The sequence below is a fragment of the Photobacterium kishitanii genome (genome assembly GCF_003026355.1).
GTDB classification, from domain to species: domain Bacteria; phylum Pseudomonadota; class Gammaproteobacteria; order Enterobacterales; family Vibrionaceae; genus Photobacterium; species Photobacterium kishitanii.
Genome location: NZ_PYON01000014.1, coordinates 91,387 through 105,057 on the forward strand (window position 1 = coordinate 91,387; position 13,671 = coordinate 105,057).

At 38.0% G+C, this 13,671-nt stretch carries 11 protein-coding genes; 4 read left to right on the forward strand and 7 right to left on the reverse strand.

Going from position 1 to position 13,671, the window contains the following annotated elements:
- Nucleotides 1-45: 45 nt before the first annotated feature.
- Nucleotides 46-438 (reverse strand): hypothetical protein, encoded by a 393-nt coding sequence (locus tag C0W29_RS15645; RefSeq protein WP_045043915.1) that lies wholly within the window; start codon nt 436-438, stop codon nt 46-48.
- 295 nt (nt 439-733) lie between these two features.
- On the opposite strand from C0W29_RS15645, the gene lgt reads away from it, so the two are divergent.
- On the forward strand, nt 734-1,534 hold the full coding sequence (lgt, locus tag C0W29_RS15650; RefSeq protein ID WP_045043914.1) for a prolipoprotein diacylglyceryl transferase: 801 nt from the start codon (nt 734-736) through the stop codon (nt 1,532-1,534).
- A gap of 56 nt (nt 1,535-1,590) precedes the next feature.
- Here lgt and C0W29_RS15655 read toward each other — a convergent pair whose 3' ends face one another.
- From C0W29_RS15655 to C0W29_RS15675, 5 genes are all read right to left on the reverse strand, one after another.
- Complete coding sequence (locus C0W29_RS15655) at nt 1,591-4,185, reverse strand: TRAP transporter permease (RefSeq protein WP_045045717.1); 2,595 nt, start codon at nt 4,183-4,185, stop codon at nt 1,591-1,593.
- Nucleotides 4,186-4,312: 127 nt separating this feature from the next.
- The gene (locus tag C0W29_RS15660) at nt 4,313-5,275 is read right to left on the reverse strand and encodes a TAXI family TRAP transporter solute-binding subunit (RefSeq protein WP_036794160.1); all 963 of its coding nucleotides are present in this window, start codon (nt 5,273-5,275) and stop codon (nt 4,313-4,315) included.
- Nucleotides 5,276-5,646: 371 nt separating this feature from the next.
- Nucleotides 5,647-6,489 carry an energy-coupling factor transporter transmembrane component T family protein gene (locus C0W29_RS15665; RefSeq protein WP_045043912.1) on the reverse strand — a complete coding sequence of 281 codons (843 nt, stop codon included), beginning with the start codon at nt 6,487-6,489 and terminating at the stop codon, nt 5,647-5,649.
- Nucleotides 6,490-6,491: 2 nt separating this feature from the next.
- The gene (locus C0W29_RS15670; RefSeq protein ID WP_045045718.1) at nt 6,492-8,186 is read right to left on the reverse strand and encodes an ABC transporter ATP-binding protein; all 1,695 of its coding nucleotides are present in this window, start codon (nt 8,184-8,186) and stop codon (nt 6,492-6,494) included.
- 2 nt (nt 8,187-8,188) lie between these two features.
- On the reverse strand, nt 8,189-8,740 hold the full coding sequence (locus tag C0W29_RS15675; protein WP_036794166.1) for an ECF-type riboflavin transporter substrate-binding protein: 552 nt from the start codon (nt 8,738-8,740) through the stop codon (nt 8,189-8,191).
- Nucleotides 8,741-9,397: 657 nt separating this feature from the next.
- Here C0W29_RS15675 and uvrY point away from each other — a divergent pair.
- The 3 genes from uvrY (at nt 9,398) to pgsA (ending at nt 12,587) form a co-directional block, all read left to right on the forward strand.
- Nucleotides 9,398-10,042 (forward strand): UvrY/SirA/GacA family response regulator transcription factor, encoded by a 645-nt coding sequence (gene uvrY / locus C0W29_RS15680; protein ID WP_036794168.1) that lies wholly within the window; start codon nt 9,398-9,400, stop codon nt 10,040-10,042.
- On the forward strand, nt 10,042-11,895 hold the full coding sequence (gene uvrC, locus C0W29_RS15685; protein ID WP_107174196.1) for an excinuclease ABC subunit UvrC: 1,854 nt from the start codon (nt 10,042-10,044) through the stop codon (nt 11,893-11,895). Before uvrY ends, uvrC begins: the two co-directional genes overlap by 1 nt.
- A gap of 134 nt (nt 11,896-12,029) precedes the next feature.
- On the forward strand, nt 12,030-12,587 hold the full coding sequence (pgsA, locus tag C0W29_RS15690) for a CDP-diacylglycerol--glycerol-3-phosphate 3-phosphatidyltransferase (RefSeq protein WP_045043924.1): 558 nt from the start codon (nt 12,030-12,032) through the stop codon (nt 12,585-12,587).
- A 485-nt stretch (nt 12,588-13,072) separates the two neighbouring features.
- On the opposite strand, the gene C0W29_RS15695 is transcribed toward pgsA, so the two are convergent.
- On the reverse strand, nt 13,073-13,671 hold a 599-nt coding region (locus C0W29_RS15695; protein WP_158260031.1), incomplete at its 5' end, for an EAL domain-containing protein.

A 13,671-nucleotide genomic window follows, 5' to 3' on the forward strand; every position in this document is an offset into this window, starting at 1 on the left:
ATCACGACAATAAAAGTGTCGTGAGTAAAAGGAGATTAAAAGGATTTACGCTATTGGAGGGCGATATAGTGTTGGCGTGGTGGTATTTAAATGGTGTGTTTTTTCTATGGTAATTAACGTACGATTTGATTGCTGGAAGATACTACCAAACGGGCTGGGCAAAAAAGCAACACCCGTAAAGCATGCGACGGAGCAACATTTGTCGATTCCACCCATTTTATCGCAATGGGTAGTAGATTTTGGTGCTTGATGATGTTGATGAGAAGTCATAGATTCATCATCACAACAATCCATCGTTGATGACATTGTCGTCATCGTATTATTCATACCGAGCATTTTTACTGACATTAAAGGCGCACTGGCTGCAACACTTGATAACAATAATGCTATAAGTGTAAAGCTTGTAATCCAAATTGTGCGAAGACGTTTAATATACATCTTAAGCCTTTAATTAAATTTAGAGGCTATTATATGCAATTATTGTTATTTGACGTCAAGTATTAATTATTATGTAAAGTCTTATTAAGGCATAAAATTACAAATATGATGCATTAATATGTTTAAAAGCTTGCTGAATAGATTTTGTTTGATGAAATATTAACCGTATTTATTAGAAATAGTTTGATAAATTAAGCTGCTGTTTATTCACCCCACTGGTTTTTCTTGCTAATCTGTGACTATTATCGATAGCGTCTATTGTTTTAGCTATTGTTCACTCAGAAGGTAATCTTGTTTGAATCATTTTGTTTGGGATGTTAATCCAATACTAGTGTCATTCTTTGGTTTAAAGATACATTGGTATGGCGTGCTATTTGCGCTCGCTATTACGTTTGGCTTCCAAGTTATGAAGTCAATTTATCAACGTGAAAATAAACCTGTTGAAAGTTTAGATTCATTACTTATGTATGCTGTTGTTGGTATCATTGTTGGTGCTCGATTATTTCATGTAGTGTTCTATGATCCAGATTATTACTGGGCACACCCTGCGAAAATCTTTGCTGTATGGGAAGGTGGATTAGCAAGCCATGGTGGTGGTTTAGGCTTAATCATTGCGGTTTACTACTACAGTAAAAAGTATACTATTGACCGTATGTGGCTACTCGATCGTTTAGCGATTGCAACGGCACTCTTTGGTTTCTTTGTTCGTTTCGGTAATTTCTTTAATTCGGAAATTTTAGGTACTCCAAGTAGCTTGCCATGGGCGGTTGTGTTTGAACGTGTTGATTTAGTTCCACGTCACCCAGTTATGCTTTACGAAGGTTTCTCTTATCTGGCAATATTCTTCTTATTGTTTGCTTTATATCGTAAAACCGATATAGGTAAGTATAAAGGGTTACTGCTTGGTTGGTTCTTAGTATTAGTGATGACAGTACGATTCTTATTAGAGTTTATTAAAGTACATCAAGCCGATTACTCAACCGATATGGTTATTAATACCGGTCAGTTATTAAGTATTCCATTTATTTTGGTTGGTATTTATTTGGTAATCAAAGGCCAAAGAGAGCGAAGCTTACAGCGAGCTAAAAATAATTAATCAATAAGTATAGATATATAAAAATAAAAAGCCGATCAGATGATCGGCTTTTTTATTTATGCGATGACAGTGGTTTTCGGTGTCGATATTGATTGTAAACGGCGGCGTTGGTTTTGAATTATGATACCAAACGCTAAAATAGCGGGCAGCCATAACCATTCTTTACGCCAGCGTTCAACAGGAACTCGAATATCTACAATTTGTTGGTCAAACTGTAATTGTTCGGTGGCAGCTGGACTTCCAAATGTCACCATATCAATGAGTGTTTTACCTTGGCTTTGGTAGGTTTCAATACCTATTTGTGCGAGTTTTTGTTGACCATTTTCTCCTTTAGGAACAGTAAATAGCACGCTAAACTCTCGATGTTTACCGATAGCATCTTCGCCAGCAATCCGCATTCGAATAACATCACCAGCAGGGAGGTTATCAAGGGTACTCACCAAGTGCGTTGGTGCAATATTCTGATAAGGTTCAACGATTAAATCTTGCCAAAATCCCGGTCGAAATAAAGTAAACGAAATCAATAACAGTGCAATATTTTCATACCATCGATTGCGGGTAATGAACCAGCCTTGGGTTGCCATCGCAAAAATAAGCATTGCAATGGTTGCAATGATAAAAATAATAATTCCATGAGTAGCACTAACATCGATGAGTAGTAAATCAGTGTTGAAGATAAATAAGAATGGTAATGCTGCTGTTCGTAAACTGTAATAAAACGCTGTGATTCCCGTTTTTATTGGATCGCCTTTTGATACTGCCGCTGCAGCAAAGGAAGCTAATCCGACTGGAGGCGTTACGTCAGCCATAATACCAAAATAGAATACGAATAAATGTACTGCTATTAGCGGTACAATTAAGCCATTTTGTTGGCCGAGGGTGACAATTACAGGTGCGAGCAAGCTTGAAACAACAATATAATTAGCCGTTGTCGGTAATCCCATACCAAGAATAAGACTGAGTAATGCAGATAAAATTAGCATTAACATCAGGTTGCCCATTGACAGCATTTCAACTAAATCAGCCAAAATTAAGCCAACGCCAGTTTGAGATACTGCACCGACAATAATACCAGCTGTCGCTGTAGCAATACCTATCCCTATCATATTGCGTGAACCCGCAATTAAAGCTTCAATCAGATCGTTCTTTCCATCACTAAAATTGCCGTAATGATAACCATCTTTACGTAATAAACTCAGTAATGGACGTTGAGTAACAATAATGCCAACCAGCATCACTGATCCCCAAAAAGCAGATAATCCAGGAGATAGACGCTCCACCATTAAGCACCATACTAAGACCACGACTGGCAGAATAAAATGTAATCCTGCTAATAAGACACTGCGTGTTTCGGGTAATGTATCCAGTGGAGCTTCAGGATCATCATTTGGTAGTGGTGGGTGGGTGGCCGCTACTTTGAGTAACCCTATATATACCGCGACTAATAATCCTCCAATTACATACCCAGCATAATTACCGAGTAATGGTTTGATCCACCCTAAGCCATAATAGATAGCTAAAGAAAAGCCGCTAATTAATAAACAGCCAAAGCTAAAACTGGTTAAGCGTACTAGCCACGGTTTGTGGTGCTTAGGCTCAATTGCCACCATGCCTAGTTTTAAAGCTTCTAAGTGAACAATATATAATAGGGTGATGTATGAAATTGCCGCCGGTAAAAACGCATGTTTAATAATATCGATATAAGGAATACCCACATATTCAACCATTAAAAAAGCAGCGGCGCCCATTACTGGAGGCATAATTTGGCCGTTCACCGATGAAGCGACTTCTATCGCACCAGCTTTTTCTTTGCTAAAACCGACTTTACGCATCATAGGAATGGTAAATGTGCCAGTTGTAACGACATTAGCAATTGATGAGCCAGAGATTAAGCCAGTTAACCCTGATGCGACCACCGCGGCTTTTGCCGGTCCTCCTCGAAGATGGCCTAATAAACTAAATGCTAATTGAATAAAATAATGTCCTGCGCCGGCTCGTTCAAGTAAGGCACCAAAAAGTACAAATAGAAATACAAAGCTGGTGGATACACCAAGGGCAATTCCAAATACGCCTTCGGTGGTGATCCATTGATGGTTAGCTAATGATGAAAACTGGACGCCACGGTGAGCAAGTAGCCCCGGCATCCAAGGACCTGCAAAACTATAGCCAATAAAGCCAAGGGCAATGAGAGGCAAGGCTGGACCTAATACGCGTCGAGCAGCTTCGAGAAGTAATGGTAAACCAATACACGCGATGACTAAATCGAATTGGGTTAAGCTTCCTGGACGTTGAGCTAATTCATTGTACATGACAAATAAATACAATGAGGTTGCTGCTGCAATCATACCTAATGCGATATCGCTGTAAGGGACACGATCGGTAGCTGAAGAGTGTCTCGCAGGGAAAACTAAAAAAGCAAGAATAAGAGCAAAAGCTAAATGGATTGCACGAGTCTCGGTGTCATTAAATACCCCAATCCCAATAATAAAAGGTAGCGGAGATGCTATCCATAGCTGAAACAGTGACCATGAAATGGCTAAAAATGTAATGATTTTGGCCATCATTCCTGTTGGTAAACGTGCACCAACATCTTTAGCTATTAGATCTTCTGTAGAAAGAGGGGTATCTAGCGTTATATGTTGTTGAGCCATATGTATTCACTTACAGATTGGTACTAATGAAAACAGGAAACGTAATTAAAGTAATAGGATGTTGTGTCTTTTCATTAGTAAAAAAGAGGGCAAGCGAGATAACAATATATCTCGCTTGGCAGTGCGGTTACATCCAACCACGTTCTTTATAGTAACGAATAGCGCCATCGTGCAATGGTGCTGTTAAGCCTGTTTTTATCATGTCAGTTTCTTTTAGATCGGCAAAAGCTGGGTGTAGGCGCTTGAAACGATCAATGTTAGTAAATACTGACTTCACTAATTGATATACCATTTCAGGATCTGTTGCTGCATTGGTAGACAGTACTGCTTTACCGCCAATAGAAACGGTATCATTGGGGTTGCCGCGGTACATACCACCGGGAATAATCGCTTTAGTAAAATAACTTTTTTCTTTTAATAACGCGTCAATTTCAGGACCAACAACAGGAATTAAGCGCGTATCTGTTGTTGTTGATGCCTCTTGAATTGCCCCATTAGGGTGGCCGACAAAATAGCTCATAGCATCAATTTTATTATCGCTCATCGCTGGCGCTTGTTCTGCTGGTTTAAGATCAGATACCAGACTAAACACATCACTGTTCCAGTTTTTGACTGCTAAAATTTGTTCAAAAGTATCACGCTGACCTGAACCTGGGTTACCTAAATTCACCCGTTTGTTTTTAAGATCGTCAAAGGAGTGAATTCCAGAGTCTTCACGAGCAAGGATAGTAAATACCTCACTTTGAAGAGAAAAGACCGCACGAATATCGGACATTTTGCCATGATCTTGAAAAGGGGCTAAGCCGTTAAGGGCTTTAAATTGATGATCCGACTGCATAATACCAAAATTATATTCGTGGCTGCGTAGGCCATTGACGTTAGCAACCCCACCGCCACTGGTTGGGGCATTACATTTTATTTGATGGGTATCTGTGGTGCGATTTACAAATCGACAAATAGATTGTCCAGCAATGTAATAAACGCCCGTTTGGCCACCTGTACCAATAGAAATAAAGTTGTTAGCCGCTGTTGCGAAAGATGAGAAAAATACACCTCCCAGCGCACTAACAATAATAGCGAGTAGTTTCATTTTAAAATCCTTTCAATGATTATTACAGAGTGATAATTGGTGTTACTTTGATCACGATATAGTTACTGTTGTATTTGTATCAGTAAGTATTTATCTGGTGTTTTTTATGATTTTTAGTTATCAAAATGCGAATAATTGTTCAACCAGTAAACAGTAAGTGTATTTTTTGTTAACCCAAGGTACGGTTAAATCATGAATGTGACAATGAGTAAAAAACTGCTTTTCTTGTTGTGTGAGAAAGCAGTTAATATTGTTAACGAGGGATAAAATGAAAATAAGGCTAATAAGAAAGTAATGAAGGTAGGAATTACAGCGGCTTAAATGAAAAAACCGCCAATAAATGACGGTTTTTAATTATGCTTTATGAAGTCTTAATGAAAAGGGTACCAGAATAGAGTCGTTGATTGATAACGATGCAGAATACCGAGTCCAAGTACGAGCGCGATAATGACTAAAGCTATCACATCATTTTTTGTCATCGGTTTTAAGCTATACCAAGTACGCTTTTTATTACGTCCGAAACCACGTAATGTCATCGCATTAGAAATCACATCTGCACGATCTAAGCTTGAGAATATCAGCGGCCCCAGAATCTTGGCAACATTACGAATACGTGTCATTACTGGTGCTTTCTTTGAAATATCCACGCCGCGTGCTTGTTGAGCATGCATAATATTGGTGAAATCTTTCATTACTTCAGGTAAATAACGTAACGTTAGGCTCACTGCATAAGCAATACGATAAGGTACACCAAGTTTATTTAAACTGGCTGAAAATTCCGTTGGATGAGTCGTGAAAACAAACACTAACGCAATCGGGAACATACTAAAATATTTAAGCGTGACGGTAAGTAAGTAAAATACCGTTTCAAGAGTAATATTATAGTGGCCAAAAAGATGTACTAATACGGTGGTTGAATGCATGTAGTCAGTGCCTTGCTGAGGGGCAATCAAAAACATAAATAAAGCATTCATGAGTAACACCACCGCGGTACCCACTAATAGTGGTTTATAGACAGCAAATGGAATTTTAGTGGCTTTTAATAGCAATAACCCAACAATGATTAATCCACAAATAACACGCAGATCAAAGGTGAGTAACACCATGGTTACCCACGCCATAAATAACACAAACTTGGTAATACCGTTTAAGGCATGTAGCCAAGAGTTAGTGTTGACATAACTAATGCCAAATTTTAAATGTTTGCTTTTCATGGTTATTTATTTTTTACTTCGTGGGCGATAAAACAGCGAATAAATTGATCAATCTGCTCAATTCCGATTGCTTGAGCGAGTGAATATAAGCTCGTAACGGTTAAGTTGGCTTGATCCAGTAATGCTGGCTGGCTAAAAATATGATTGACCTTATCATCGGTAAGTAAGCGATTATCGGCAATCACAATAGCGCGTTGGGTATATTCAAGTACTAAGTGCATATCATGTGAAATAATCACAATGGTAAGTCCTAGCTTTTGATTTAGCTCTTGAATAAAGGCCATCATAGCAGTGTAATGATGGTAATCTTGGCCTGCAGTTGGTTCATCTAGGATGAGCAAATCAGGTTCAAGGACTAACATTGTCGCAATAGTGACACGCTTTTTCTGACCAAAGCTTAAGGCATCGACAGGCCAGTGGTGATAGCGACCCAGACCACAAAGTTTAAGCGTCGCTTCTACTTTTATCTTAATCTGCGCCTCATCCATACCACGGTTACGCAGACCCGATGCAACTTCATCAAAAATCATATGATGTGAGATCATATGATTGGGGTTTTGCATTACGACACCAATATGTTGGCTACGCTCAAAAATAGATTGGTTAGCTAAATTTTTACCATCGAGAGTGATAGTACCGTTATCGGCTTCTAATACACCCATAATCAAACGGGTGATGGTTGATTTACCAGAGCCATTTTTTCCCATAATGGCAACAAACTCACCTTTATGAATATCAAAGCTGACATCATCTAGCGTGTTGCGAATACCATCATAAGAATAGCTAAGGTTATTAACACTTAGTAGCACATCGTTTATTGGTTCTACTTGTGGCTGTTTAACTTGATGGAACCAATCTTCGATTTGAGGTTTGAATTTATCAAGCTTAATCGTGGAAAAATAAGCCGGCTTATCTTCAGCTGTGATCGTGCATCCCGCTGCTTTGATTGCAGAAATATATAACGGCTCACGAATACCATGTTGTTGTAATAACGGACTGGCTAACAGCTCATCTGGTGTCATATCTGCAATGATTTCACCACGCTCCATCATAATAATACGATCGATTGGGCGGTGTAATACATCCTCTAAACGGTGTTCAATAATAATGACCGTTTTATCAGAATCTTTATGCAAATTATCAATGATTTCAATTGCCGCTTTACCTGTTTTAGGATCGAGGCTAGCAAGAGGCTCATCAAATAATAAAATATCAACGTCATCCACCATCACACCAGCGAGGGATACACGTTGCTTTTGGCCACCACTTAAGTCAAAAGGGGAGTGATATAAAATACTGTTTAAATCGACCATATTCGCGGTGGCTTGTACGATTTCACGCATTTTTTGTTGTGGAATCATTTGGTTTTCAAGTGCAAAAGCAATATCTTCGCCGACACTTAATCCTACAAACTGACCATCAGTATCTTGCAATACAGTACCGACCATACTAGTACAGTGATCAAGATCTAAGCTGCGGGTGTTTTTACCATTAATGTATAACTCGCCACTACAATCACCCTTAATCGCATGAGGAATAAGCCCATTCAGGCATTGACCTAAGGTCGATTTACCACAACCACTTGGACCAATAAGGGCAATTTTTTCGCCTTTATTGATGGTTAGGTTAATATTTTTGAGAGTGGGGTTTTCAAGAGCCCAATACTTAAACGAAAAGTTATTAAAGACGATACTCATTATTAATAAGCCTCTTTTAGGTTGAAGCTTTGCTGCTTACGCTTAGCTACCGAAGTCAGAATTAAATGACCGACAAAGGCAATAATAACGGTATTACTTAATGCAATAATAACGAGTTGCACCAGTACCTTAGTAAAAGGTTCGGCATAAAGTACAGCATCAAGGAAAGCAGAGCAGCCATAGCCGACAACGTTGGCAATGAATGCAAGTAGCACAAAGAGACTAAAATCAAGTTTAGAAAATAGTCCCATTTCTAAGCGGCCACGGGTAAGAATAGGGTAGAGACCAATAATTAAGCCAACAATGCCAGAGCCAAGTTCCCATGTGAACCATACTCCCCAGCCGGCAAAGAGATCAGTCACCCAGTGCCCAATAATACCAACTAGAAATCCAACCAGTGGGCCGAAGAGAACTGCAAATAAGGCTAATACAGCCATTGCAGGTTTAAGGGTAGTATTGGCAAAAACAGGAATACCGAACATAGGCAAACCACCTATGCCATATAAAGCTGCACCAATTGCAATAACAACAACTGTTTTAGCAGAAAGACTCATAACTTAACCTTGTTAACTCAGCCATCGAGACATTCAGTCATCGATGAAATGCAATAATTGGATATACAAATGCTTATGGTTGTAATCGTCATGTTACAGATTAGACAGGCCATGCCAATTAGCAGAGTACGCCGTGATAGTTGAAACCATCTTCAAGGGCAACTCAGCACTAATAATCCATTATTAAGTAAGAGCGTTATAAGTCTTTTCAGTATGAAAACGTAATATAGTAAAATGTGAAACCAAAAGCGGCGCTATGATAACGTAATCTTTCTCGGAAAGGAATGCTTTACATCTAGACGGCTAAAGAATAATCAGCATTAGTTTCTGTTACCGAAGTTAGGTTAATGAGCTGTTATAATTTGCTGATTTGGTTATTTTTTATCTGGGTATTTTAACCATATAAATATACTCATTTTTTGGGGCTTTATTTTTATTATAAAATAGACAATAATCGAACAACGGTCATTATTTTGCAGCGTGTAAAAAATAGATAGCCGTAAACTGTCAAGTCTTAACTTTATGTGAAACTTTGCACTGAGACACAGAATCAGTATGAGGTTAATCTCGAAGTTGAGGTAGAATTATAAGTATTAGTGAGTTAGCTATCCCGCCATAGTGGCAGGGTGCAGAGCCAAATCATATTGGAGATACAGCTTGATTAATGTATTCCTTGTAGATGATCACGAACTGGTTCGCACAGGGATCCGACGTCTTCTTGAAGATGTCCGTGGTATTAAAGTGGTAGGGGAAGCCATCAGTGGTGAGGAAGCCGTAAAGTGGTGTCGTAGCAATCATGCAGACATTATTCTTATGGATATGAACATGCCAGGCATCGGCGGTCTTGAAGCTACCCGTAAAATTTTGCGCTTCAACCCGGATGTTAAAATTATTGTATTAACGGTACATACGGAAAATCCGTTTCCAACTAAAGTTATGCAAGCCGGCGCCTCGGGTTATTTAACTAAAGGTGCTGGGCCAGATGAAATGGTTAACGCCATTCGTATGGTTAACAGTGGTCAGCGATATATTTCATCTGAAATTGCTCAACAAATGGCTTTAAGTCAGTTCGCGCCCGATTCAGAAAATCCATTTAAAGAACTGTCAGAGCGTGAATTACAGATCATGATGATGATTACGAAGGGCCAAAAAGTTACCGATATATCAGAACAATTGAGTTTAAGTCCTAAGACTGTGAATAGTTACCGTTATCGTTTATTTAATAAGTTAAATATTAGTGGTGATGTTGAGTTAACACATCTAGCGATTCGTCATGGCATGCTTGATACTGAGACCTTGTAGTGTCTGAGCATGTGGATGATGGTACTGTTTTTGATGCCCAAAGTTTTCTCAAAACAGTCACTCACCAACCTGGCGTCTACCGTATGTATGACGCCAGCGGTGAGGTAATTTATGTTGGTAAGGCAAAAGATCTCAAAAAACGCTTATCCAGCTATTTCCGTATTAATGTTAGCGGTGAGAAAACACGCGCGTTAGTTAAAAATATTTGTAAAGTTGATGTGACTGTAACTCATACAGAAACGGAAGCATTAATCCTCGAACACAATTATATTAAGCAGTATTTACCCAAATATAATGTCTTATTACGAGATGATAAGTCTTATCCTTATATTTTGTTAAGTGCTAGTAAACATCCTCGACTCTCTATTCATCGCGGTGTAAAGCGTCGTAAAGGTGAATATTTTGGTCCCTATCCCGATGTTTCTGCTGTGCGTGAAAGTTTGCATCTAATGCAAAAAATATTTCCTATCCGTCAATGTGAAGATTCGGTTTATGCTAACCGTAGTCGCCCTTGTTTAATGTATCAAATTGGTCGTTGTTCAGGTCCGTGTGTTGCTGGTCTAGTATCTGATGAGGATTATCAGCAACAAGTACAATGGGTGCGTTTATTCTTACAAGGTAAAGATCGCCAAGTGATCAACACCATGGTCGAAAAAATGGAGCAGGCCAGTATGGCACTCGATTTTGAACGAGCAGCTGTTTATCGTGATCAGATCCAAGCTTTACGTCGCATTCAAGAACAACAATTTGTTAGTCAAGATAATCAAGACGATTTAGATGTTATTGGTATTGCTCACCAAAATGGAATGGCGTGTATCCATGGTTTATATATTCGTCAGGGTAAAATTTTAGGCAGTCGCAGTTATTTTCCTAAAATGCCAGTAGATGCTTCGCTGACAGAAGTATTATCAAGTTTTGTAACTCAGTTTTATTTTAATCAGGCGGAAGGACGTGTTATTCCGAGTATTATTTTATTGAGTGAGGAACTAGGGGATGATAGTGATGCAATTTTAACTGCACTGTCAGAGTTAGCGGGGCGTAAAATCACGATTAAATACCATCCTCGCGGTACGCGAGCAAAATATCTGAAATTAGCACAAACTAATGCTGCAACGGCACTAACCAGTAAACTGAATCATCGCATGACGATTCAAGAACGCTTCTTTGCCCTGCAACAAGCCTTAAATTTAAAACCTATCTCACGCATGGAATGTTTTGATATTAGTCATACCATGGGTGAAAAGACCGTGGCATCTTGTGTGGTCTTTAATCATGAAGGCCCATTAAAGCAAGAATACCGTCGATATAATATTAGTGGTATCACTGGTGGCGATGATTATGCTGCAATGGCACAAGTATTGGAGCGCAGATATAGTAAAAACATGGAATTGGATAAAATTCCAGACATAATTTTCATAGATGGGGGTAGAGGTCAGCTCTCAAGAGCGTATGATGTTGTAAAACCATATATTGCTGAGTGGCCTAAACGACCAATGTTAGTTGGTGTTGCAAAGGGAACCACACGAAAACCAGGTCTTGAGACTTTAATTTTCGTGACGGGTGAAGAATTTTCTATGCCAAGTGATTCTCCCGCGTTACATTTAATACAACATATTCGCGATGAAAGTCATAATCATGCGATCAGTGGTCACCGTGCCCAGAGAGCAAAAGTAAGAAAACGTAGTACACTTGAAGATGTCGAGGGAGTTGGACCTAAACGACGTCAGGCTTTATTAAAATACATGGGTGGAATGCAAGAACTGAAAAAAGCAAATAAAGAAGAAATTGCTAAAGTGCCTGGTATCAGTTTAGCTTTAGCGGAAAAAATAGTCGATGCATTGCAACATGGTTAGTCTGTCGCTTTGAAGGTCATCATTGCTACAGTACTTTAATTGGTTGAATTTACAGAAAAGGCACACTCTTTTAGTTTTTTTAGAGTAGTCTAGATTGTATGTTAGGCCCAGATCTTGAACATAAGAATAAAATTATGCGTTTATCAATCCCAAATATTTTAAGTTTTATCCGGCTCATTCTTATCCCATTTTTTGTTATTACCTTTTATTTACCGTATGAATGGTCGGCGTTTGCTACTGCGTTAATCTTTTGGGTTGCTGGTGTAACGGATTGGTTTGATGGCTATCTTGCGCGTAAGCTTAATCAAACTACCCGTTTTGGTGCCTTTATTGATCCTGTTGCGGATAAATTAATGGTCGTAACCGCAATGGTGCTAGTGGTTGAACATTATCATACGTTGTGGGTGACAGTGCCTGCTATTACTATGATTGGACGTGAAATTATTATTTCAGCACTACGTGAGTGGATGGCTGAACTAGGTAAACGTGCAAGTGTAGCGGTTTCATGGGTAGGTAAAGTTAAAACAGCTTCTCAAATGTTTGCACTATTATTATTACTATGGCATCCACATGAATATGTTGTGTGGTTAGGTTATGCATCACTTTATATTGCAATGGTGTTAACTTATTGGTCAATGGTGCAATATCTTAAAGCTGCTAAAGGTGATTTGTTAAACGCAGATAATCACTAACAAAACCTAATGGTTGGCTAACAGATAAAGAAATGGCGAGCTAATTAGCTCGCCATTTTTGTAACTATTATTGAATAACAGTCTATTAATTAACCATAAAGTTGCATATCTTATTCAGTGTGTGATCGAATTCTAGAAATAGTATGCCACTCGTTACCCATAGTAATGTATGACTAATTCCTACTCGTGTGAATACCTCTTTATGTGCATCAAACCAAGATAACGCAAAGATAGTCATGTTAGCGATTGAGTGTTCATAGTTAGTTACAAAGAATTCTAGAACAGTAATACTGATGCAGGTGCAGTCATTTTTGCTAGTGCGACATTATTTAATAAGCTGTTACTATCATTTTAAAGAAGACAAAATTAACTATGCCGCTTCATACTGCGGGTGAACATTATCAAAAGCATTTGACTGTGGGAACCGTACTTCGAATAGAGAGTTGCTTTGTTCTCAGAATTATAAAAAATAATTAAATAGATACTTATGCTGAAGCTATAAGGTTTAAATAATGTGATGTCTTTTTTGGTCTACCATATAAATATCCTTGAGAAAAGGTACTATACTTATTTGCTAATTTCTGTTTTTCTTTATTCTCTACACCTTCAACAATTAATTCAAAATGCTTTGTTTTTTGTATTTCTTTACAGATATTTATATTTTCATGAAAATAATCATGACTGTTAAAAATTGACTTATCTAGTTTTATTATATTCCAAGGAAATGCTCTTACAATTTCAATATCATATCTATTTGAACTAAAATCATCAAGCCAAAATTCAGTACTACTTGTTTTTAATATATGTTTCATGTGTTTTTTTAAAATATTAAAACTATCATGATTAATATCCATATTAGTTACTTCAATAGCTAAAATAAAAGAAGATAGTGTTACTATTTTGTTTAGGTATTCTATATCTAATAACAGTGATGCAGGTATGTTTATAGATATTTTTTTTGATCTTATTAAATTTGTATTTCCGTTTATCTCAATTATTTGTTTAATAATTATATCTTTCAATATGTTTTTATCTAAATTGTCAAAAAATGTAGATTTATCATAATGTTTATTTGCTGTTATAT

Excerpts from the sequence above, each read along its gene's own strand:
- C0W29_RS15645 (WP_045043915.1), bottom strand. The coding sequence starts at position 438 with ATGTATATTAAACGTCTTCGCACAATTTGGATTACAAGCTTTACACTT.
- C0W29_RS15655 (WP_045045717.1), bottom strand. The coding sequence starts at position 4,185 with ATGGCTCAACAACATATAACGCTAGATACCCCTCTTTCTACAGAAGAT.
- C0W29_RS15660 (WP_036794160.1), bottom strand. The coding sequence starts at position 5,275 with ATGAAACTACTCGCTATTATTGTTAGTGCGCTGGGAGGTGTATTTTTC.
- C0W29_RS15665 (WP_045043912.1), bottom strand. The coding sequence starts at position 6,489 with ATGAAAAGCAAACATTTAAAATTTGGCATTAGTTATGTCAACACTAAC.
- C0W29_RS15670 (WP_045045718.1), bottom strand. The coding sequence starts at position 8,186 with ATGAGTATCGTCTTTAATAACTTTTCGTTTAAGTATTGGGCTCTTGAA.
- C0W29_RS15675 (WP_036794166.1), bottom strand. The coding sequence starts at position 8,740 with ATGAGTCTTTCTGCTAAAACAGTTGTTGTTATTGCAATTGGTGCAGCT.
- pgsA (WP_045043924.1), top strand. The coding sequence starts at position 12,030 with ATGCGTTTATCAATCCCAAATATTTTAAGTTTTATCCGGCTCATTCTT.